Source organism: Rhodococcus sp. DK176 (genome assembly GCF_038447315.2).
Taxonomy (GTDB): domain Bacteria; phylum Actinomycetota; class Actinomycetes; order Mycobacteriales; family Mycobacteriaceae; genus Rhodococcus_F; species Rhodococcus_F jostii_A.
Map to the genome: position 1 here is coordinate 3,027,816 of NZ_CP118321.2, position 20,280 is coordinate 3,048,095.

Genomic DNA, 20,280 nt, shown 5'->3' on the forward strand with positions numbered 1-20,280 from the left:
ACCACTCACGAAGGACACCCGATGACGATCGACTACCCCGATCTCTACATCCGCGGCGGATGGGCACGGCCGTCCGGCGACGCGACCATCCCGGTCATCTCCCCGACCACCGAGCAGCGGATCGGCTCCGTCCCCGAGGGCACCGAGACCGACATCGACGACGCCGTCGACGCCGCCCGCGCCGCGCTCACCGACTGGGCGTCGTGGACAGCCGCTCAGCGCGCCGAGGTGCTGGGCCGTTTCGCCGACGAACTCGAATCCCGCGCCGAAGACACCGCCACCCGGGTGAGCAGCCAGAACGGCATGCCCATCACCCTCGCCCGGCAGTTCGAGGGCGGCTTCCCGCCCGTCCTGCTGCGCTACTACGCCGAGATGGCGGCCAAGCAGGAAGACGAGATCCGGCCCGGCATGCTCGGCGGTTCCACCCTCGTCACCCGCTCCCCGATCGGCGTCGTCGGCGCCATCGTCCCGTGGAACGTGCCGCAGGCAATCACGTTCCTCAAACTCGCCCCCGCCCTCGCCGCCGGGTGCACCGTCGTCCTCAAACCCTCCCCCGAGACCGTCCTCGACGCGTTCCTCATGGCCGAGGCCGCCATCGCCGCCGGCCTTCCGGCAGGCGTGCTCAACATCGTCCCCGGCGGACGCGACCTCGGCGCGTACCTCGTCGCCCACCTCGGCATCGACAAGGTCTCCTTCACCGGCTCCACCGCCGCCGGCCGCGCCATCGGCCGCACCTGTGGCGAACTGCTCCGCCCGGTCACTCTCGAGCTCGGCGGCAAATCCGCCGCCGTCATCCTCGACGACGCCGATCTGGCATCGGACCTCGAATCCTTCTACGCCGCAACCCTGCTCAACAACGGTCAGATCTGCTGGCTCGGCACCCGCGTCCTCGCACCCCGATCCCGCTACGCCGAGATCGTCGACACCATCACCGACCTCGCCAAGGGACTGACCGTCGGCGACCCGCTGTCCGACGCCACCCAGATGGGACCACTCGTTTCCGCCCGGCAACGTCACCGCGTCGAGGGCTACATCGACAAGGGCCGCTCCGACGGCGGACGCGTCACCACCGGCGGCCGACGACCCGACAACACCGACCACGGCTGGTTCATCGAACCCACCGTCTTCGCCGACGTCGAAACCGGTCACACCATCGCCCAGGAGGAAATCTTCGGACCCGTCCTGTCGGTGATCCCCTACACCGATGAAGCCGAAGCGATCGCCATCGCCAACCACTCCGACTACGGCCTCGGCGGCTCCATCTGGACCGCCGACCCCGAACGCGGAGCCCAATTCGCCCGTAACGTCGCCAGCGGAACCGTCGGCATCAACGGCTACTCCAACGACCCCACCGCCCCCTTCGGCGGCATCAAGAACAGCGGCCTCGGCCGCGAACTCGGACCCGAGGGCCTCGCGAGCTACCAACAGCTCAAGAGCATCTACCTCGACGTTCGCTGACCCGGTGGACGCGGTCGTGCGACACCCGCACGGCCGCAGCACGGGGTGAAGCCCACCACCGAGCGCGGTCAGTCGAGACCGGCGATACGACGCCAGTGCGCGTGCGCGGTGGGGGTCCACTCCGCGCGCAGGTCTCGCAGGCGCCGCGCGGCCTTCAGCCCGCGCCAGTCGGGCAGCAGCACCTCGGGCAACCGGGGATCCATGTAGGGCAAACGCCGCAGCGCGTCCGCGAGCTCCAGGTGCGCGAAGAGCAGCTCGTCGCGCGGCTCGAATGTGCGCGCGTCGAATCGATCGAGGAGTCGGTCGTACTCCTTCTCGGCGGCGTCCAGATCCCATGAGCGGCGGACGAGTTCCTCTTCGGGGATCCCGGGGACGGCGATCGCCCCGACGAACGAGACCGTGCTGGAAGCCAATCCGAGGGCCTCGATGGTTCTCGCCGCTTCCGCTGCGCGGTCGACGTGGGGGGTGACCCAGACGCCGGGCGTCGGATTCCCGAAGCCGGCCCACCGCAGCGCGGCATACAGTTTCTTGCGGGTCGAGCGGTGCGACTCCGGGATCGGCACATTCACGACGAGCCACCGCCCGTCCCACTGCGTGGTGTCCACGTCGGTGGAGAACACCCGGAGTTCCCCTTCGGTGAAGAGCCGATGCGCCTTGTCCGTCAACGTCCACAGCGTCTCGCGACCGTTCCGGTCTGCGGCGATCAGACCCGCGGAACCCGTCCGCGCGACAGCCTGCCGGGCGGCATGCTCCCCGTATCCGAGTCCCTTGAGGACGTAGAGAAGCGCAGCCGTCCGCACCGGCTGCCCGTAGGGTTCGACGAGCTCACCGAGCACGGTGACGAGGACGGACCGCGCACTGCCGGTCGACGCCACCTCCTTGTCGGGTGCGGGCACCTGTTTCGAGTCGGACGGTTTCGAGTCAGACATGAGTGTCATCGTCGCGCATCGGGTCGCCCCTGTGCCACGACACCCCTTGTGGGCCGGTCATCGATCGTCATCGACACCCCAGTCACGGAAGACGGCCTCGGTGTCGGCGCCGGGCGTTCGGGGCGCGTCGTATGTTGCGTCGTGCGCGCTCGCGAACCGCGGTGCCGCGGCCGGCTGACGTTGTCCGAACGCACTCACGATCGTGTTGCGCGCCGAGATGTGCGGGTGATCCGGCACTTCGTCGAAGGACAGCACCGGTGTCACGCAGGCATCGAGCCGGGCGAACGCCTGTACCCACGAGTCCCGGTCCCGCGTGGCGAATACCTCGGCGAAGCTCTTCCGGAGCGTCGGCCAGGCCGACTCGTCGTACTGATCCGGCAGACCCGCCGGGTCGAGTCCCAGCCCCTCCAGCAACTGGGCATAGAAGACCGGTTCGACTGCGCCGACCGCGATGTACCGCCCGTCGGCGCACTCGTACGTGTCGTAGAAGGGTGCTCCGCCGTCGATGACGTTGGTGCCCCGCCGATCGGACCACAGCCCGTTCTCGGTGAGTGTCCAGAACATCGTCATGAGCGCACTCACCCCGTCGACCATCGCGATGTCGACGACATTTCCGACCCCGGTCTGCACCCGCGCGTACAGGGCACCGAGAATGCCCATGACTGCCTGCATCGAACCGCCGCCCAGGTCGGCGACCAGGTTGAGCGGCGCGAGCGGTCGTTCACCTTCCCGTCCGATGGCGTTCAACGCACCGCTGAGTGCGAGGTAGTTGATGTCGTGGCCGGCGTACGGCGCGAGGGGGCCGTCCTGGCCCCACCCGGTGATCCTGGCGTACACGAGCCGAGGGTTCCGCTCGCGGCACACGTCGGGACCGATGCCGAGACGCTCGGCCGCACCCGGCCGGTATCCCTCGATGAGGACGTCTGCCTTGTCGACCAGTTTCAGCACCTTCGCGAGGTCGGCGGGATCCTTGAGGTCCGCACTCACGGAGCGGCGATTCCGCAGTCCCGCGTCCTTGTCCACGGGCAGCAACTGCGTCACGCCCCCGGGACGCTCGACTCGCACCACCTCGGCACCGAGGTCCGCGAGCAGCATCGCAGCGTGCGGCGACGGGCCGATCCCGGCGAGTTCGACGATCTTCAGTCCATCCAGCACACGTTTCACAGGAACCTCCGAGGGGGACGCCGCGGCTCTCCAGCGGCTAATGTTTGACAACTCTGGCTACTATCTATCCAATAACGTAATATCTCAAGTCAGGTCGCCGCGACGCAGTTCGTCAGTCGTCGCAGTGTCACCGTCCACGAAGTCGAGAGGCTAGATGTGAGCGAACTGGATCCGACCGTCATGTCGTCGCTGCGAGCCACTGCCGATGACCCGGTCACTTACGCCCAGGCGTGGAAAGCGAAGCGCGGGAAGCAGGTGATCGGTTCCTTTCCGATGAACTTTCCGTCCGAGATCGTGCACGCGGCGGGCGCATTGCCGGTGATCGTGCAGGAGAGCCGCACCCCGATCACGGAGGGGCGCAACCTGCTTGCCGAGTTCTACTGCGGCTACACACGTAGCGTCGCCGACCAGGCCGCGGTCGGTGAACTCGACGTCTTCGACGGCTTCGTCGCCGCCGACCACTGCGTGCAACTCCTCGGCGCGGTCGACGTGATCCGCTGGGCGCGACCCGAGAAACCCGTGCACTTCGCACAATTCACCAGCGCGATGGACGATCCGTGGACCAAGCCGCGGGTAGCGGGCCGAGTGCACGAACTGAAGCACGAGATCGAAGACGTCGTCGGCGCCACGATCACGGACGAGACTCTCGCCCACAGCATCCGGGTGTTCAATACGAATCGACGCCTGCTCCGGAAACTCTACGACCTGCGGCGCACCGGCCGTGCGCGCATCACCGCGAGCGACATGCAGGTGTTGGTGAAGTCGAGCATGGTGATGGACATCGAAGAACACAATGCCGCGCTGGGCCGCCTCCTCGATCGCCTCGATCCCCATGCCGACGCACCCGACGATCTGGTGCGATTGCATCTCTCCGGTCACTTCTGCCACGCCCCTCGCCCCGAAATCCTCGATGTGATCGAGGAATCCGGAGTGATCGTCGTCGACGACGACCTGTACACCGGATTCCGGTACATCTCGACCGACGTGCCCGAGCACGGCGACCCATTGGCGGCGCTGTCGGAGTGGTACCTGGACCGCAACGACAACGCCCCGTGCCCCACACGAGTCACCGTCGGGGTCGATTGGGACACCTACCTGATCGACTCACTCGAGAAGAGTCGCTCCAACGGCGTCGTCGTCTTGATGGCGAAGTTCTGCGAACCCCACATGCTCTACTACCCGGAGCTGCGCAAGGCGCTCGACGCGCGCGGGATTCCGCTGCTACTCCTCGAGACCGAGCACGAGGGCAACCCCGTCGAGACACTCCGCACGAAGATCGAGACCTTCGTGGAGCGCATTCGCCGCCAGCCCGCACCCGTCCCGTCCTGAAATCGACTCACCCTCAGAGGAGTTTGCAATGTCAATCGAACAGACCAGCAAGGAAAAGGCCCGCCGTTTGTCGAGTACACGGGTCGGCGGCAAGATGGTGGCCGACTACTGGGACAACATCTTCACCGCCAAGGAACGCGGGAAGCATGTCGTCTGGTACAACGGCGCCGCACTGAACCCACTGTTTCAGGCCGCGGGCCTGGAGTGGTGCCACGGCGAAGCGTTCGCCGCCCGTCTGGCCGCCCAGCACCTCGAAGGACCCGCCCAGGCGGCCGGTGCCGAGTACGGCTACATCGGTGAGCTCTGCTCCTACGCGCGAACACATCTGGGCTGCGCCGTGCTGACACACCAATCCGCCGCCGAACGGGAGACCGGTGTGGTCGGCATGGTCGACCAGCAGGAACTGGCAAGCAAACTGCCGGCCCCGGACTTCTTCGTCAACGGCTACGCCGGATGCAGCACCGGACAGCAGTGGGACGCCATGACGTACCGGGTGTTCGATCGCAAGCTCCCGCTGTTCAACGTCTCCATTCCCATGCTGTGGGGCAACAAGCCCGACGCCGGCTACATGCGGGGCGAGGAGTGGGACGAGGTCGGCAAGTACGTCGAGGAGCAGTTGCGCGAGCTGATCGCCTTCCTCGAGCACCAGACGGGTCGGCCGTTCGACTGGGATGCGCTCAGCGAGAGCATGTCCTACATCAAACGCGCGTCCGAGTTGCGCCTGGAGGGAATGGCACTCTGCACGCAGGCCCCCACTCCGGCGACCTACTGGGACTGGGTCGCGAGCATCGCACCGATCAACTTCCTGCCCGGCAACCAGGGGCTCGTCGACTACTTCGCCGGGGTGAAGGCCGAACTCGAACAGCGGGTCGCCGACGGGGTCAGCGCGGTCGCGGACGAACGCTACCGTGTGTACTTCGACGGCATCATGAACTGGAACAAGCTCGGCTTCCTCACCCGGAAGTTCGCCGAGTACGACGTCGCCGTCGTCGCCGGCCGCTACACCCACGAGTCGTTCTGGCAGGAGCCTCAGCTCATCGACGTGGACAATCCCCTCCGGGGCATGGCCCAGCACTACCTGCTCTGCCCACTGAACCACGGATTGAAGAACCTGCAGGAGCTATTGCTCCGGCGCCTGGACGAGTACTCCATCGACGGGATCGCGTTCCACTCGACCCGGACGTGCCGGGCGATGACCAATCCGCAGACGATGCTGGCCCGTGCGGCCGAGTCGGAGCGTGGCGTCAAGTCGTTCTTCTTCGAGGGCGACGTCGCCGACGCGTCGTTCTACAACGACGAACTGTTCGACAGTCGTCTGGAGGCCATGCTCGAGGCCATCGACGTACAACGGATGAAGTCAGTGGGCTAGCGCATGGCTACCGGAAGTTGGTTCGTCATGGGCGTCGATCTCGGGTCGACGACGGCGAAGGCCGCTGTGGTCGACGAGAGCGGTGCCCTGGTCGGGTCGAGTGTCGTCCAGATGGGCGCGGTGAGCCGCGAGGCGGTCGCCCGCGCGATGGACGGTGCGATGGCCGCCGCGCGCGTCGCGCAGGCCGACATCCGCCGCACCATCAGCACCGGTTACGGGCGCAAGCTGGTCCCCGGCACCGACCGCACGTTCACCGAAATCACCTGCCACGCCCGCGGCGCCGCGGCCCTGCACCCGGGTGTGCGACTGGTGATCGACATCGGTGGACAGGACAGCAAGGCCATCATCGTCGACGACGACGGCCTCGTGGAACGGTTCGCCATGAACGACCGGTGCGCGAGCGGGACCGGCCGCTTCTTCGATGTGCTCGCTCGGGCACTCGAAGTCGACGTCAGCGCAGTCGGCGAACTCGCCCTCGCTGGTTCCGAGACCCTCGAAGTCAGCAGCATGTGTGCCACGTTCGCGGAAACCGAGGTGATCTCACTGCTGGCACAGGGTCGCGAGAAGGCAGACATCGCGGCATCGGTGCACAAAGCGGTCGCGGCGCGCACACTCGGACTGGTGGCGCAGGTGGGTAAGGCAACGCCGACGGTGATGACGGGCGGAGTGGCGAAGAACCCGGCCGCGCGTCTGCACGTCTCGCGTGCGCTGGGACACCCGGTGGAAGTACTCGATCAGCCCCAGATCGCGGGCGCATACGGTGCCGGACTGCTGGCGCGTGACGACTACGCAGGCGGATCCGTCCCACCGGCACCATCCGACGCCGCGACGGAGAAGCAAGTCCAGGTGAGTCTGTCGGCCGGGACACCCCACTGCCAGGACTGCGACGGCAGCCCCGGCCATCCCCATCCCGGCACCGGCGAACCGGTGCCCCTCGAACTGCAAAGGAACATGCGATGAGTACGGACACACGCGAAGTCTGGGTGCCGGACCTGTCCGAGGCCACCGTCTACATCGTGGGCGGGACGAGCGGAGTCGGCCTGCAGGTGGCTCGTCAGTTGGTCCGGGCGGGCACCCAGCGCATCGGTCTGGTCGGCCGCAATGTCGAGCGTGGGGAGAAGGCGGCGACGGAGGTCCAATCACTCGCCTCGGGCGTCTGGGCATTCTTCGCCGCAGGCGACGTGAACGACCCGGTGGAAGCGACCAGGGTGACCGAGGAACTGAGTGCGTCGCTGGGACCTGCCGACATCCTGATCAACAGCACGGTGAGCGCGTTCACGCCGAAGCTCTTTCACGAGACGCCACCCGAAGACGTTCCCGCCATCCTGCTGCAGCAGGCCCTCGGTCCCCTCAACATGTGCCGCGCCGTACTTCCGCACATGCGAGCGAAGCACGGCGGCGCGATCGTGAACATCGCCTCCGACGCCGCCAAGCACCCCACCCCCGGTGAGTCCGTCATCGGGGCCGCGATGGCCGCAATCGTGATGTTCTCCAAAACTCTTGCGATGGAAGCCAAACGGGACGGCATCCGCGTCAACGCGGTGACGCCGTCGCTCATCCGGGACACAGGCGCCTACGACCGCGTCGTGGCCGAGCCGTTCAGCGCGAAGCTCTTCGAGAAGGCTGCCCGACTGGCGTCGCTGGGGGTCGCCGAGCCGGCCGACGTGGCCGACCTCGTGTTATTCCTGTGCAGCCCGCAGGCCCGTCGGATCACCGGTCAAGCGGTGAGTCCGAACGGCGGCATCTCGGCCGGGTGAGGGATCGGTGGCCGCCGGCAGCCCCACCAAAATAATTTGACTGATTCGCAGCTATCCGCTCCAAGTATGTATTACATTGCTCCTGACCGAGACAGCATGTCACAGCCGATTCCGGCTTCCCGGTAGCGGGCGCTCACTCGCCCCACCGCCAACTCCCCAGCACACCGCACAGCCCGAAGGCAGGATTGCATCATGCCCCTCGAAAAGTCTCTCTGGCCGGCGACACCGAGCTCAGGCGTCCGCGACATCACCGTCGGTGACCTGTTGCGCGAGGCCGCCACAGTCGAACCCGACCGCCTCGCCCTCGTCGACGGAACTCCCGACGCGGTCGATCGGCGAGAATGGACGTACCGCCAACTCCTCGCCGACGTCGAGGATACGGCCAGGGCATTGCTCGCCCACTTCGAACCCGGCGACCGGATCGCGATATGGGCACCCAACAGCGCCGACTGGGTGATCCTGCAACAAGCGATCGCGATGGCCGGGATGGTGGCGGTGGGTGTGAATCCCGCCTACCGCGCCCACGAACTCGAGTACATCCTGCGCCAGTCCCGCAGTGTCGGACTCTTCTACCGGGAGACCTATCGCGGGGCGGACCTCACGAAGGTTCTGACGGAGGTCCGGCCATCGCTGCCCGCCCTCCGCAAGGTCGTCCCGACGAACGAGTGGCGAGCATTCGTCGCAACCAGCGATCCGGCAACGGAGTTTCCCGTTGTCGCACCCACCGCCCCGGTGCAGATCCAATACACGTCCGGGACCACCGGATTCCCCAAAGGGGCACTGCTGCATCACAAAGGCATCGTCAACGAAGCCACCTTCGTGTTCGAGAGGGCCGGGATGGTGGACCATGTCGTCTGCGTCAACGCGATGCCGATGTACCACATCGGAGGCGGCGCCGTCACCGAACTCGGGACGTTCGCTGCGCGCGGAACCTACGTCGTCCTGCCCGGCTTCGATGCCGCACTGATGCTCGAGATGCTCGAAACCTGCCGCGGAACACACTCACTGATGGTCCCGACGATGCTCATCTCGCTTCTCGAGCATCCGGATCGCCGAAGTCGTGACCTGTCGAGCCTCCATACCGTCCTGTCGGGAGCCGCCGCTGTTCCCCAGTCGTTGGTCGAACGGGTCATCGACGAACTCGACTGCCAGTTCACGATTCTGTTCGGGCAGAGCGAGATGCACGGAGTCATCAGCCAGACCCGGGTCACCGACGACCCTGCCGATCAGGCGACCACCGTCGGCCAGCCACTGCCGGAGCTGGAAGTGAAGATCATCGATCCCGTGTCCGGTGAGGTTGTGCCGATCGGCCAGCAGGGTGAAATATGCTGTCGCGGATACCAAACTATGCTCGGCTACTCCGACATGCCGGACGAAACGGCCGCGACGATCGACACCGACGGATGGCTGCACATGGGTGATCTCGCCACGATGGACGAACGAGGATTTCTGCGGATCACCGGACGCCTCAAGGACATGATCATCCGGGGCGGACTCAACACCTACCCGCGCGAGATCGAAGAACTGTTGTTCCAGCACCCCGACGTGGCCGAGGTGGCGATCGTCGGGGTTCCGGACGAGAAGTGGGGCGAGCAGATCGGCGCCGTCGTGCGACCGGCGGACCCGGCCGATCGGCCGGATGCGGCCGCATTGAAGGCCTGGTGCCGCGACCGAATCGCGGCACACAAGACGCCCTCGCTGTGGTATTTCACCGACGGACTCCCCATGACGCCCACCGGCAAGATTCAGAAGTTCCGTGTGCAGCAGGCGATCGCGTCCGGGGCACTGACCGCCACGCGCCTCGACGAGAGCCCGGCACCGGAACGGCTGTCCAACAGTTAATTCGACGATCGGGACAACAGGGTGGGCGCGGACCCGATCTCGGATCGGGTCCGCGCCCACGCACGCTCTAGTCGCCGATCCGCTCCCCCGTCTCCGGGTGGAACAGGTGCACCGCTCCGTCCCGCTTGCGCAGGGACACCGTGTCGGCCAGCCGTGCGGGGGTGCGGGTCAGTGACCGGGCGGTGAGTTGCGTACCGTCACCGGCGATGTGGGTGTGGACGTAGGATTCACTCCCGAGTTCCTCGACCAGGTCCACGATGACCTCGATGCCACCCTCGCCGGTCGACAACTCCAGCTGCTCGGGACGCACTCCGACCGTGACGGTCTCCAGTCCGGCGGCGTGCAGCGCCGACAGCTGGTCGCGTTCGAGCGCGAGCGTCGAGTTCCCGAGGCGCACGCCGTCGCTGACGATGGGCATGGTCATCAGGTTCATCGCTGGCGAACCGATGAAGCCGGCGACGAAGGCGTTGGTGGGCCGGTCGTACAGCTCGGTCGGCGCCGAGAACTGCTGCAGCTTGCCGTTCTTGAGGACGGCCACCCGGTCACCCATGGTCATCGCCTCGACCTGGTCGTGGGTGACGTACACGGTGGTGGTGCCGAGCCGGCGCTGCAACGCCGCGATCTGCGTGCGGGTCTGGACCCGCAGCTTGGCGTCGAGGTTCGAGAGCGGCTCGTCCATGCAGAACACCTGCGGCTCACGCACGATCGCTCGTCCCATCGCGACGCGCTGGCGCTGACCACCGGACAGCTTGCCGGGTTTGCGGTCGAGGTAGTCGGTGAGGTCGAGCAGCTTGGCGGCATCGGCCACCTTCTTCTTACGTTCCTCCACACCGACTCCGCGCATCTTCAGCGCGAAGCCCATGTTCTCGCCCACCGTCTTGTTGGGGTAGAGGGCGTAGTTCTGGAATACCATCGCGATGTCACGGTCCTTCGACGGCACACCCACCATGTCCTTGCCACCGATCTCGATGGTGCCTTCGTCGATGTCTTCGAGGCCGGCGAGCATCCGCAGTGCCGTACTCTTGCCGGAGCCGGACGGGCCGACGAGGACGATGAACTCGCCGTCTTCGATGTCGAGGTCGAGCGTGTCGACCGCCAGCGTGTCGGCATTCTCGTAGATGCAGGATGCGCCCTTGTACGCGATGTCAGCCATGATTGCTCCTCTTGCGGGTACCGAAGTCGGGGGAAGTGATTGCCGGGGTGATCATTTGATCGCACCGAAGGACAGGCCGCGGACCAGTTTGTTCTGTGCGACCCAGCCGGCCAGGATGACCGGGAGCGCCGCCAGCGTCGCCGCTGCCGACAGCCGGGCCCAGTACAGGCCCTCACCGGTGATGAATCCGACGAGGAACACCGGAATGGTCTGCGCCTGAACGGCGGTGAGGTTGACTGCGAAGAAGAATTCGTTCCACGAGAAGATCACGCAGATCAACGCGGTGGCCGCGATGCCGGGCGACACGAGCGGAAGGATCACCTCGCGCACCGACGTCCACAGGCTCGCGCCGTCCATGCTCGCGGCCTCGAGCAGCTCACCGGGGACCTCGAGGAAGAACGAACGCATCATCCACACCGCGATGGGCAGGTTCATCGCCGTGTACAGGATCACCAGCGCCCAGATGTTGTCGAGCAAACCGATGTCGTTGACGATCACGTACAGCGGGATGATCGCGGCGACGATCGGGAGCATCTTCGTGCTGATGAAGAAGAACAGGGCGTCCTTCGTCTTGCGGACCGGTCGCAGCGACAGCGCGAACGCCGCCGGCACACCGAGCACGAGCACGAGGATCGTCGACATGGCGGTCGCGAACGCCGAATTCAGCAGTGCCGTGCCGATTCCGCTGTCGAGCACTGCCTTGAACTGGTCCAGGGTGGGCGTGAAGAACAGTTTCGGCGGAGTCGTGTAGGCGTCGCCCTCCTGCTTGAACGCGGTGAGCACCATCCACGCCACAGGGAAGAAGAAGCCGAGCGCCACGATCCACGCCACCACGCTCCACGGGCTGAACTTGCGGTGCTTGCGCGCCCGCTTCGTCTCCGGCGCGGTGGGGGTGGACTCCACCGGCGCCGCCGCAGTGTCGGTACTCATTACGCTGCCTCCTCGTTACCGGTAAAGCTCTTGAAGATCAGGCGCAGCGCCAGGGTCGCGACGACGATGGTCGCGATCACGACGATGACGCCCATCGCTGCGGCCTGCCCGATGTCGAAACCGAGGAATGCGCGCTGATAGATGTAGAAGGGCAGGTTGGCACTGGCGGTGCCCGGCCCGCCCTGGGTCATCATGTAGATGGCGTCGAACGTGTTGATCAGGTAGATCGCGCCCAGCACCGCGCCGAGTTCGATGAACCGGCGCAGATGTGGGAGCGTCAGTTCGCGGAACATCGCGATCGGCTTGGCGCCGTCCACCCGTGCCGCCTCGAGGATGTCGCGCGGCATGGACTGCAGACCCGCCAGGATCAGCAGCATCATGAACGGGGTCCACTGCCAGATCAGGTTCACCATGACCGCGGCGAGCGGGAACTTGCTGACCCAGTCGACCTGTCCCACCCCGAACGGGGAGAGGACGAAGTTGACGATGCCGAACACCGGGTCGAACATCGTGGTCTTCCACAGCAGCGCACCGGCGACGGGTGTCACCAGGAACGGGGTGATGAGGAGCGTGCGCACGATGCCGCGGCCCAGGAAGGCACGGTCGAGCAGCAGGGCGAGCAGCAACCCGAGCACCACCGAGATCAGCACGGTGCCGACGATCAGGATCACGGTGTTGACCGCGACCTCACGGAACTGGCTGTCCTGGAACACGTCCACGTAGTTCTGCAGTCCGACGAACGCCTGGGAGCCCGGACGCACCAGGTTCCAGGACTGCGTCGAGTAGTACAGCGTGAACAGGAACGGGATCTGGGTCACCACGATCATGAAGATCAGAGCGGGCAGCAACGGCCCCCGGCGACGCCATCCCTCGGCGCGGGAGACGCTGTCGTCCTTGGCCTCCCGCAGTTCCCGCACCCGGTCGGCGGTGTCGTTCGCGGTGGGTTTCTCGGCAATGGTTGTCATCGGTCCTCCCGATATGTCGCGCCGACCACCTCGGCGTACTGCTGTGCCTGGGCGAGCGCCTCGGGCACGGTCTGCTGGCCTGCGATCGCCGCACTGATCTGCTGGCTGACGCGGGTTCCGAGATCCTGGAATTCCGGGATCGCCAGGAACTGCACGCCGGTGTACGGAACCGGTTGCACGGTGGGCGCATTCGGTGTCGCGTCCTCGATCGCCTCGAGCGTCAGCGGACCGTAGGCCGCCGAGGCTTCCTTGTACTCGGGAATCTCGTAGGTCGACAGCCGGCTGCCCGGAGGCACCCGCTCCCAGCCCAGATCCTCACCGACCGTGCGTATGTATTGCTTGTCGGTCATCCACGAGATGAACTTCCACGCCGCGTCGGGATTCTCGCTGCTCTCGGGAATTCCCAACGACCAGCTGTACAGCCAGCCGGAGTTGTCCTTCACCTCGATCGGCGCGGGGGCGTACCCGATCTTGCCGACGACGGCGCTCGACGCCGGATCCTCCAGCGTGGACACCGCGGACGTCGAGTCGTACCACATCGCCACCTGGCCCTGGGCCAGCTGTGTGGCGCACTCACCGAAACCGCTCGTCGCGGCGCCGGGCTCCCCGTACTCGCGCACCAGGTCGACGTAGAACTGCACCGCGCGTTCCACCTCCGGGCTGGTCAGCTGAGCGTTCCAGTCCTCGTCGAACCAACGGCCACCGAACGTGTTGATGACCGTGTCGAGGGGTGCGAGCAATTCACCCCAGCCCGGCTTGCCACGAAGGCAGATGCCGGCCATGTCCTCGGAGTCGAGTTGCTTTGCCGCCGTCGCGACCTCGGTCCACGTCGGCTTCTCCGACAGGGTGATTCCGGCCTGCTCGAACAGGTCCTTGCGGTACATCAGGAACGAGGACTCGCCGTAGAACGGCACCGAGTACATGTTCCCCTCGTAGGACAGCGACTCGCGCAGGGTGGGGATGAAGTCGGCCTCGTCGTAACCCTCCGTCGCCTCGGCGTATTCCGACAGGTTCTTCAGCCAGCCGTACTTGGCCCATTGCGGGGTCTCGTAGTTGCTGATCATCACGACGTCGAACTCGCCGCCACCGGTCGCCGTGGACGCCGTGATCTTCGCGCGCGCCTGGTTCTCCGACAGCGTGACGAACTTCAGGTCGATGTCGGGATTCTCTTCCTCGAACTGCGAGGCGAGCTTCTGAGCATCCTGCATCTGCGAGTTGGAGACCATCGCGATGGTGATGGTCTGGTCCGACGCGCCCAGCGATCCGGCGCCCGCACATCCGCTCAGCGTGAGGCAGAGCGCTCCCGCTCCGGCTACCAGCATCGTCGCTGGTTTCCTGTGTTTCTTCACCGATCTTCACCTCTCTTGCGTGGTGCTACTGATCGAGCAGCCAACGCGCGCATTCGATGTCGCAGACCAGCATCTTGGCCAGTCCGCCATGGAGGGCACCCAGTGCCGCTTGGTGTTTGGCGACGCCACCCGTGACGAGGATCGACCCCTCGCACGCGCGGATGTCGTCGAGAGGAACGGACATGGCCCGTTCGTCCAGAGGGCCGGCAACCTCGGTTCCGTCGAGCCGGTAGAAGCGTCCACCGACTTCGCCGACCGCGCCGAGGCCGGTGAGCACGGACAGCATGTCCGTGTCGATGAAGCTGCCCTCGAACAGGGTGGTCGACGTGGAGACGGCACCCGTTCCGAACATCATCATTTCCGCGGTCCGCCCGGCCTCGAGCGCCTTGGAGATGACGGAGTCGCCCCGCATGGATACCACGGTCGACGCGTCCGCGTACAGCGGAACGGGAAGCCGAACAGTGTTGGCCTGCAGCTGCTCTGCGCATCTACCCAGGACGTACTCCGTTCCGGTCTGGTAATTGATGGCACTCACCGAACCGTCGAGCTGGACGACGGACGCGCACGTGGCCGCCCCGGACGGCAATCCCTGCGCGACTGCGACCGTCTCCGGCCCCCACGTGAATCCGAGGGTGTCGCCTTCGCGAATCCGGCGAACCAGCAGGGACGCCGCGGCCCGCCCGACACCGGCGAAGCTGTTGTGGTCGTCGATCGCACCGGCGGCGTCGACGGAATCGGCGACCACCACCGCCTCGACGAGTCCGTACTTCTCCTCGAGCGCGCGCTCCTCGTCCGAGCGCAGCGCATCCCGCAGATGCGCGGGTGCCTGCACCTCGATGCGCACCAGGCCCTGGGCGCGGGCTCGCGCCACCAGCCTGCCCGCGGTGGGGCGGGAGACACCGAGTCGTGTGGCGACCTCGGCCTGGGTCATTCCGTCGAGGTAGTACAGCGTTGCAGCGCGCAACGCGAGGCGCAGATCCTCCGTCGTGGACGGCGGTGGTGCCGTGATGAGTGACGGCGTCGGGGCCGTCGAATTGGGGGACGTCACTGGTTCTCCTCGCCATGATCCCGGGTCCGTCGTGTGTGTCTTCGGAACCTCGAGAAACCGTGAGCAAATGATCACTATGCGTTCATCTGCTCAATACGCTAGCATCGAAGTGTGACCCACACAACACTCCCTTCGGATATCCCCAGGACGATGCGTGCCAGCGTGCTCGTCGAGCCGGGCGTGATCGAGATCCGGGAACGCCCCGTGCCCACTCCCGCTCCCGGCGACGTCCTGGTCCGCGTGGCCTCGGTGGGCGTCTGCGGATCGGATGCCCACTACTACCGCGAGGGCCGCATCGGCGAGTTCGTGGTCGAACAGCCGATCGTGCTGGGCCACGAGGCGTCGGGCACGGTCGTAGGTGTCGGCGACGGGGTCCCGGCAACGCGTATCGGGCAGCGCGTCTCCATCGAACCGCAGCGCCCCGACCCGGACACCGACGAATCCCGGCGCGGTCTCTACAACCTGTGCCCGCACATGCAGTTCTATGCCACCCCGCCGATCGACGGGGCGCTGGCCGAATACGTGACCATCGGCTCGGCGTTCGCCCACGCGATTCCGGACGAGATGTCCGAGGACGCGGCCGCGCTGTGCGAGCCGCTGTCCGTGGCCATCGCCACCACCCGCAAAGCCGGAGTGACCGCCGGATCCCGTGTTCTGATCGCGGGCGCGGGACCGATCGGAATCGCCATGGTGCAGACCGCCCTCGCGTTCGGTGCCACCGAAGTGGTCGTCTCGGACCTCGATCCCCGGCGCCGCGACGTCGCAACCAAATTCGGCGCCACCGCGGTGCTCGACCCGCGCGAGCAGGACGTCGCGGGACTCCACGTGGACGCGTTCGTCGACGCGTCCGGCGCCCCGAGTGCGGTGCTGGCCGGGATCCAGGCCGTCCGGCCCGCGGGATCCGTGGTTCTGGTGGGCATGGGCGCCCCCGAGATGACGCTGCCGGTCCAGACCATTCAGAACCGGGAGTTGGTGCTGACCGGGGTATTCCGTTACGCCAACACCTGGCCGACGGCTATCGCCCTCGCGCGGTCGGGACGGGTCGACCTCGATTCGATGGTCACCGGAAGATTTCCGCTCGCCGAGGCGGAGCAAGCACTGAACGCAGACCGGACGCCGGGCAGCCTCAAGGCCGTCGTGCGCGTCCAGGAATGAGGAGAGACCGATGCAATTGTGCGCGCAGGCACTGCAACAGTTCGACGACACCGTGCAGGTGCCGAATTACGATCGAAGCGACATCACCGTAGGGATAGTGCATTTCGGTGTCGGCGGATTCCACCGCGCGCATCAGGCGATGTACGTCGACCGGTTGCTGCGGCGCGGGGAGGCCCGCGAGTGGGGCATCTGCGGGGTCGGGGTCCTGCCCGGTGACCGGCGCATGAAGGACGTCCTCGACGCGCAGGACGGCCTGTACACGCTGGCACTGCGGCACCCGGACGGCACCTGGGACGTCAGCGTCATCGGGTCCATCGTCGACTACCTCTTCGCCCCCGACGACCCCGAGGCCGTGATCGAGAAGATCGCCGCGGAGTCCACGAAGATCGTCTCGCTGACGATCACGGAGGGCGGCTACAACTTCACCCACGACACGGGCGAGTTCGATGCCGAGAACCCGGATGTCGTACACGATCTCACCGACGGTGTCGCACCGCGGACCACGTTCGGACTCGTCATCGAGGCGCTGGCCCGGCGCCGAGCGCGCGGGCTGGCGTCGCCGACCATCATGTCCTGCGACAACATTCAGGGCAACGGCGACGTGGCGCGCAAGATGTTCCTGGCGTACGCCGAATTGAAGGATCCCGAACTGGCGGCGTGGATGCGCGAGGAGACGTCGTTCCCCAACTCGATGGTCGACCGCATCACGCCCGTCACCACCCCCGAGGTGACGGAGGCGCTGTCGTCGCGGTTCGGCATCGACGACCAGTGGCCCGTCGCCGCCGAACCGTTCACGTCATGGGTGCTCGAGGACGCCTTCCCGCTCGGTCGCCCCGCATTCGAGGACGTCGGCGTCCAGGTGGTCGACGACGTCGAACCGTACGAACTGATGAAGCTGCGTCTGCTCAACGCCAGCCACCAGGGCCTCTGCTACTTCGGCTACCTGTCGGGATACCGGCTCGTGCACGACGTCGCGCAGGACCCACTCTTCGCCGACTTCCTGCTCGCGTACATGGACGAGGAGGCCACGCCCACCCTGGCGCCGGTGCCCGGCGTCGATCTCGACGAGTACAAGCGCACGCTCATCGAACGCTTCTCCAACCCCGAGATCCGCGACACCGTCGCCCGCCTGTGCGCCGAATCGTCCGACCGCATCCCGAAGTGGCTGCTGCCGGTGATCCGTGAAAACCTGCTGGCCGACCGGCACATCCGGCTGTCGGCCGCGATCGTCGCGAGCTGGGCCCGGTATGCCGAGGGAGTCGACGAGGACGGCGAGCCCATCGACGTCGTCGACCAGTTGAAGGACTCCCTCGTGCCGATCGCGCGCAGCCAGCACGAGAACCGCACGGCGTTCATCGAGAATCAGTCGGTCTTCGGCGACCTGGCCGACAATCCGCGCTTCGTCACCGCGTACCTCTGGGCGCTGGACTCACTGCACAGCGTCGGTGCACGGAAGACACTCGAGGCTCTGCGTGAGAAGGTGCAGTCATGAGTCTGGTCATCGGTGAAGCCCTCATCGACATCGTGACGGCGAGCAGCGGCGCCACCACCGAGTATGTCGGCGGCAGCCCGCTCAACGTCGCGGTCGGTCTCGGCCGGCTCGGTCGTCCGGTCGAATTCGTCACCCGGATCGGCGACGACACGAGAGGCGGCGCGATCGTCCGGCACCTCGAGCAGTCGGGAGTGAGCCTCGCGCCCGGCAGCGTCACCGCGCAGCGAACGGCGACGGCCCACGCCACCCTCGATTCCGCCGGATCCGCCACCTACGAGTTCGACATCGAGTGGGACCTCCCCTCCCCCAGCGGGTCGTCTACCCCGGCGCTCGTCCACACCGGTTCCATTGCTGCCGTGATGGAACCCGGCTGCGACGTCGTCGCCGACATGCTCGACCGCCGCCGCTCGTCGGCGACCATCAGCTACGACCCCAACGTGCGACCGGTGCTGATCACCGACAAGGCACGCGCCCGGCAGCGGATCGAGCACCTCGTGTCGATCTCGGACATCGTCAAGGTCAGCGACGAGGACCTCCGCTGGTACGACCCCGAACGGGATCCCGACGACATCGCCCGCGAATGGCTGTCCCGCGGACCGGCGCTGGTCGCGGTGACGAAGGGCGCCGAGGGCGCATTCGCGGTCTGCGCGGCCGGACTCGTCGAGGTCGCGGCCCGCAACGTCGAGGTGGTCGACACGGTCGGCGCGGGTGACGCCTTCATGGCCGGGCTCCTCGACGGGTTCTGGGCGCACGGATTCCTCGGCGCGGAGAGCCGCGACGCCCTCCACGCGATCGACCCGGAAGAGGTGCGGAACGTGCTGGACAACGCGGTACTTATGTCGGGTCTCACCGTCGCGCGCGCAGGGGCGGACCTCCCCAGCCGCGAAACACTGGATCGCGCGGCAGGTGTCCGGCAATGACCCTCGTCGCGGGCATCGATTCATCCACCCAGTCGTGCAAGGTGATCGTCTGCGACGCCGACACCGGTGAGTTCGTCCGCGAGGGCAGGGCCTCGCATCCGGACGGCACCGAGGTCGACCCGCAGGCGTGGGCGTCGGCCCTCGACAACGCCATCGCCGCCGCCGGCGGACTCGACGACGTCGCCGCGGTGTCGGTCGGCGCGCAACAGCACGGCATGGTGTGCCTCGACGACACCGGGACGGTCGTGCGTCCGGCGTTGTTGTGGAACGACACTCGTTCCGCCGACGCCGCCACCCAGCTGGTGGACGACCTCGGTGGTCCGGACGCGTGGGCGGACGCCGTCGGTGTGGTGCCGCTCGCCGCGATCACCGTCAGCAAGCTGCGCTGGCTCGCCGATTCGGAACCGGCCAACGCCGACCGGACGTCCGCGGTGTGCCTGCCGCACGACTGGCTCGGCTGGCAACTCACCGGCAGGTCCGATCTCGGCACCCTGGCCACCGACCGCGGCGACGCCAGCGGCACCGGATACTTCTCCGCGGCCACGGATTCCTACCGACCCGACCTGCTGTCGCTGGCACTGCGCGGACGCACCGCCGCCGTGCCGCGGGTGGCCCGCCCGGCCGAGAAGATCGGGGAAACCCGATGGGGCGCCGCGGTCGGTCCCGGCACCGGCGACAATGCTGCCGCCGCACTCGCTCTCGACGCCCAGGAAGGTGACGTCGTCGTCTCCGTGGGAACGTCGGGCGTCGTATCCGCGGTATCGGTGACCCCGGCGAACGATCCGGGCGGTTTCGTCGCCGGCTTCGCCGACGCCACCGGACGTCAACTTCCCCTCGTGTGCACGCTGAACGCTGCCCGGGTACTCGACGCGACCGCCTCGCTGCTGGGTGTCGATCACGACGAGCTGTCGCGGCTGGCGCTGTCGGCGCCATCCGGCAGTGGCGGGCTCGTGATGGTGCCGTATTTCGAGGGTGAGCGCACCCCCAACCGTCCCAATGCCACCGGCTCCGTTCACGGACTCCGGCTGGCCAATTCGACCCCCGCCCACCTCGCCCGCGCGGCAGTCGAGGGGCTGCTGTGCGGCCTGGCGGAAGGCATCGACCACCTGACCGCCCAGGGCGTCACGGTGCGTCGCATCCTCCTCGTCGGCGGCGGCGCCCGCTCCCAGGCACTGTGCGAACTCGCGCCCGCCATCTTCGGGGCCCCGGTCCTGGTGCCGCAGCCGGCGGAGTACGTCGCGATCGGCGCATGCAGGCAGGCGGCTTGGACGCTGGCCGGGACCCCTGAACCACCCAAGTGGGATCAGACGTCCACCCAGCGCTACGAGGCCGACCCGGCACCCCAAGTGCGCGAACGGTATTCCTCCGTGAGGCGCTGACGCGCCCGTGCGCGGTTAACGAGTCTCTGGACTCTTTAACC

At 66.9% G+C, this 20,280-nt stretch carries 17 protein-coding genes; 10 read left to right on the forward strand and 7 right to left on the reverse strand.

All coding sequences use genetic code 11. The annotated features are described in order from the left end of the window. The first annotated feature begins 21 nt into the window (after positions 1-21). Positions 22-1,458, forward strand: a complete 1,437-nt coding sequence (locus PSR88_RS14330; protein ID WP_016882295.1) for an aldehyde dehydrogenase — start codon at positions 22-24, stop codon at positions 1,456-1,458. Between the two features lie 68 nt (positions 1,459-1,526). Here the strand turns inward: PSR88_RS14330 and PSR88_RS14335 are convergent, their stop codons facing one another. Both PSR88_RS14335 and PSR88_RS14340 read right to left on the reverse strand, forming a co-directional pair. Beyond that, positions 1,527-2,396 (reverse strand): PaaX family transcriptional regulator C-terminal domain-containing protein, encoded by an 870-nt coding sequence (locus PSR88_RS14335; RefSeq protein ID WP_029539079.1) that lies wholly within the window; start codon positions 2,394-2,396, stop codon positions 1,527-1,529. A 48-nt stretch (positions 2,397-2,444) separates the two neighbouring features. After that, positions 2,445-3,551 (reverse strand): CaiB/BaiF CoA transferase family protein, encoded by a 1,107-nt coding sequence (locus PSR88_RS14340; RefSeq protein ID WP_016882293.1) that lies wholly within the window; start codon positions 3,549-3,551, stop codon positions 2,445-2,447. 156 nt (positions 3,552-3,707) lie between these two features. On the opposite strand from PSR88_RS14340, the gene PSR88_RS14345 reads away from it, so the two are divergent. The 5 genes from PSR88_RS14345 to PSR88_RS14365 all read left to right on the forward strand — a co-directional run bounded on the left by PSR88_RS14345 (position 3,708) and on the right by PSR88_RS14365 (position 9,848). Continuing rightward, on the forward strand, positions 3,708-4,880 hold the full coding sequence (locus PSR88_RS14345; RefSeq protein WP_016882292.1) for a 2-hydroxyacyl-CoA dehydratase subunit D: 1,173 nt from the start codon (positions 3,708-3,710) through the stop codon (positions 4,878-4,880). 28 nt (positions 4,881-4,908) lie between these two features. Further along, positions 4,909-6,249 (forward strand): 2-hydroxyacyl-CoA dehydratase subunit D, encoded by a 1,341-nt coding sequence (locus PSR88_RS14350; protein ID WP_016882291.1) that lies wholly within the window; start codon positions 4,909-4,911, stop codon positions 6,247-6,249. A gap of 3 nt (positions 6,250-6,252) precedes the next feature. Further along, positions 6,253-7,209, forward strand: coding sequence for an acyl-CoA dehydratase activase (locus PSR88_RS14355; RefSeq protein ID WP_020476795.1), 957 nt, complete (start codon positions 6,253-6,255; stop codon positions 7,207-7,209). After that, a complete protein-coding gene (locus tag PSR88_RS14360; protein WP_016882289.1) occupies positions 7,206-8,006 on the forward strand; it encodes an SDR family NAD(P)-dependent oxidoreductase in 801 nt (266 codons plus the stop codon). Before PSR88_RS14355 ends, PSR88_RS14360 begins: the two co-directional genes overlap by 4 nt. 192 nt (positions 8,007-8,198) lie before the next feature. Then, positions 8,199-9,848: an AMP-binding protein gene (locus PSR88_RS14365; protein WP_016882288.1), complete on the forward strand. Its 1,650-nt coding sequence runs from the start codon at positions 8,199-8,201 to the stop codon at positions 9,846-9,848. A gap of 67 nt (positions 9,849-9,915) precedes the next feature. On the opposite strand, the gene PSR88_RS14370 is transcribed toward PSR88_RS14365, so the two are convergent. The 5 genes from PSR88_RS14370 to PSR88_RS14390 are packed head-to-tail and all read right to left on the reverse strand — an operon-like array spanning position 9,916 to position 15,293. Continuing rightward, positions 9,916-11,001 (reverse strand): ABC transporter ATP-binding protein, encoded by a 1,086-nt coding sequence (locus PSR88_RS14370; protein ID WP_016882287.1) that lies wholly within the window; start codon positions 10,999-11,001, stop codon positions 9,916-9,918. Positions 11,002-11,052: 51 nt separating this feature from the next. Further along, entirely contained in the window at positions 11,053-11,931 is an 879-nt protein-coding gene (locus tag PSR88_RS14375; RefSeq protein WP_011595503.1) for a carbohydrate ABC transporter permease, read from the reverse strand. Further along, positions 11,931-12,896: a carbohydrate ABC transporter permease gene (locus tag PSR88_RS14380; protein ID WP_011595504.1), complete on the reverse strand. Its 966-nt coding sequence runs from the start codon at positions 12,894-12,896 to the stop codon at positions 11,931-11,933. Before PSR88_RS14380 ends, PSR88_RS14375 begins: the two co-directional genes overlap by 1 nt. Next, a complete protein-coding gene (locus tag PSR88_RS14385; protein WP_009475583.1) occupies positions 12,893-14,218 on the reverse strand; it encodes an ABC transporter substrate-binding protein in 1,326 nt (441 codons plus the stop codon). Before PSR88_RS14385 ends, PSR88_RS14380 begins: the two co-directional genes overlap by 4 nt. A gap of 52 nt (positions 14,219-14,270) precedes the next feature. Further along, complete coding sequence (locus tag PSR88_RS14390; RefSeq protein WP_011595505.1) at positions 14,271-15,293, reverse strand: sugar-binding transcriptional regulator; 1,023 nt, start codon at positions 15,291-15,293, stop codon at positions 14,271-14,273. A gap of 150 nt (positions 15,294-15,443) precedes the next feature. On the opposite strand from PSR88_RS14390, the gene PSR88_RS14395 reads away from it, so the two are divergent. The 4 genes from PSR88_RS14395 to xylB are packed head-to-tail and all read left to right on the forward strand — an operon-like array spanning position 15,444 to position 20,239. Further along, positions 15,444-16,448 carry an NAD(P)-dependent alcohol dehydrogenase gene (locus PSR88_RS14395; protein ID WP_011595506.1) on the forward strand — a complete coding sequence of 335 codons (1,005 nt, stop codon included), beginning with the start codon at positions 15,444-15,446 and terminating at the stop codon, positions 16,446-16,448. A 10-nt stretch (positions 16,449-16,458) separates the two neighbouring features. After that, complete coding sequence (locus tag PSR88_RS14400) at positions 16,459-17,940, forward strand: mannitol dehydrogenase family protein (protein ID WP_016882286.1); 1,482 nt, start codon at positions 16,459-16,461, stop codon at positions 17,938-17,940. Next, on the forward strand, positions 17,937-18,860 hold the full coding sequence (locus tag PSR88_RS14405; RefSeq protein ID WP_016882285.1) for a carbohydrate kinase family protein: 924 nt from the start codon (positions 17,937-17,939) through the stop codon (positions 18,858-18,860). The genes PSR88_RS14400 and PSR88_RS14405 overlap by 4 nt, the downstream gene beginning before the upstream one ends. After that, on the forward strand, positions 18,857-20,239 hold the full coding sequence (gene xylB / locus PSR88_RS14410) for a xylulokinase (protein ID WP_011595509.1): 1,383 nt from the start codon (positions 18,857-18,859) through the stop codon (positions 20,237-20,239). Before PSR88_RS14405 ends, xylB begins: the two co-directional genes overlap by 4 nt. The last annotated feature ends 41 nt before the right edge of the window (positions 20,240-20,280 follow it).

Coding starts and splice junctions, on each gene's coding strand:
- PSR88_RS14330 (WP_016882295.1), top strand. CDS start 22: ATGACGATCGACTACCCCGATCTCTACATCCGCGGCGGATGGGCACGG.
- PSR88_RS14335 (WP_029539079.1), bottom strand. CDS start 2,396: ATGACACTCATGTCTGACTCGAAACCGTCCGACTCGAAACAGGTGCCC.
- PSR88_RS14350 (WP_016882291.1), top strand. CDS start 4,909: ATGTCAATCGAACAGACCAGCAAGGAAAAGGCCCGCCGTTTGTCGAGT.
- PSR88_RS14355 (WP_020476795.1), top strand. CDS start 6,253: ATGGCTACCGGAAGTTGGTTCGTCATGGGCGTCGATCTCGGGTCGACG.
- PSR88_RS14360 (WP_016882289.1), top strand. CDS start 7,206: ATGAGTACGGACACACGCGAAGTCTGGGTGCCGGACCTGTCCGAGGCC.
- PSR88_RS14365 (WP_016882288.1), top strand. CDS start 8,199: ATGCCCCTCGAAAAGTCTCTCTGGCCGGCGACACCGAGCTCAGGCGTC.
- PSR88_RS14370 (WP_016882287.1), bottom strand. CDS start 11,001: ATGGCTGACATCGCGTACAAGGGCGCATCCTGCATCTACGAGAATGCC.
- PSR88_RS14375 (WP_011595503.1), bottom strand. CDS start 11,931: ATGAGTACCGACACTGCGGCGGCGCCGGTGGAGTCCACCCCCACCGCG.
- PSR88_RS14380 (WP_011595504.1), bottom strand. CDS start 12,896: ATGACAACCATTGCCGAGAAACCCACCGCGAACGACACCGCCGACCGG.
- PSR88_RS14385 (WP_009475583.1), bottom strand. CDS start 14,218: ATGCTGGTAGCCGGAGCGGGAGCGCTCTGCCTCACGCTGAGCGGATGT.
- PSR88_RS14395 (WP_011595506.1), top strand. CDS start 15,444: ATGCGTGCCAGCGTGCTCGTCGAGCCGGGCGTGATCGAGATCCGGGAA.
- PSR88_RS14400 (WP_016882286.1), top strand. CDS start 16,459: ATGCAATTGTGCGCGCAGGCACTGCAACAGTTCGACGACACCGTGCAG.
- PSR88_RS14405 (WP_016882285.1), top strand. CDS start 17,937: ATGAGTCTGGTCATCGGTGAAGCCCTCATCGACATCGTGACGGCGAGC.
- xylB (WP_011595509.1), top strand. CDS start 18,857: ATGACCCTCGTCGCGGGCATCGATTCATCCACCCAGTCGTGCAAGGTG.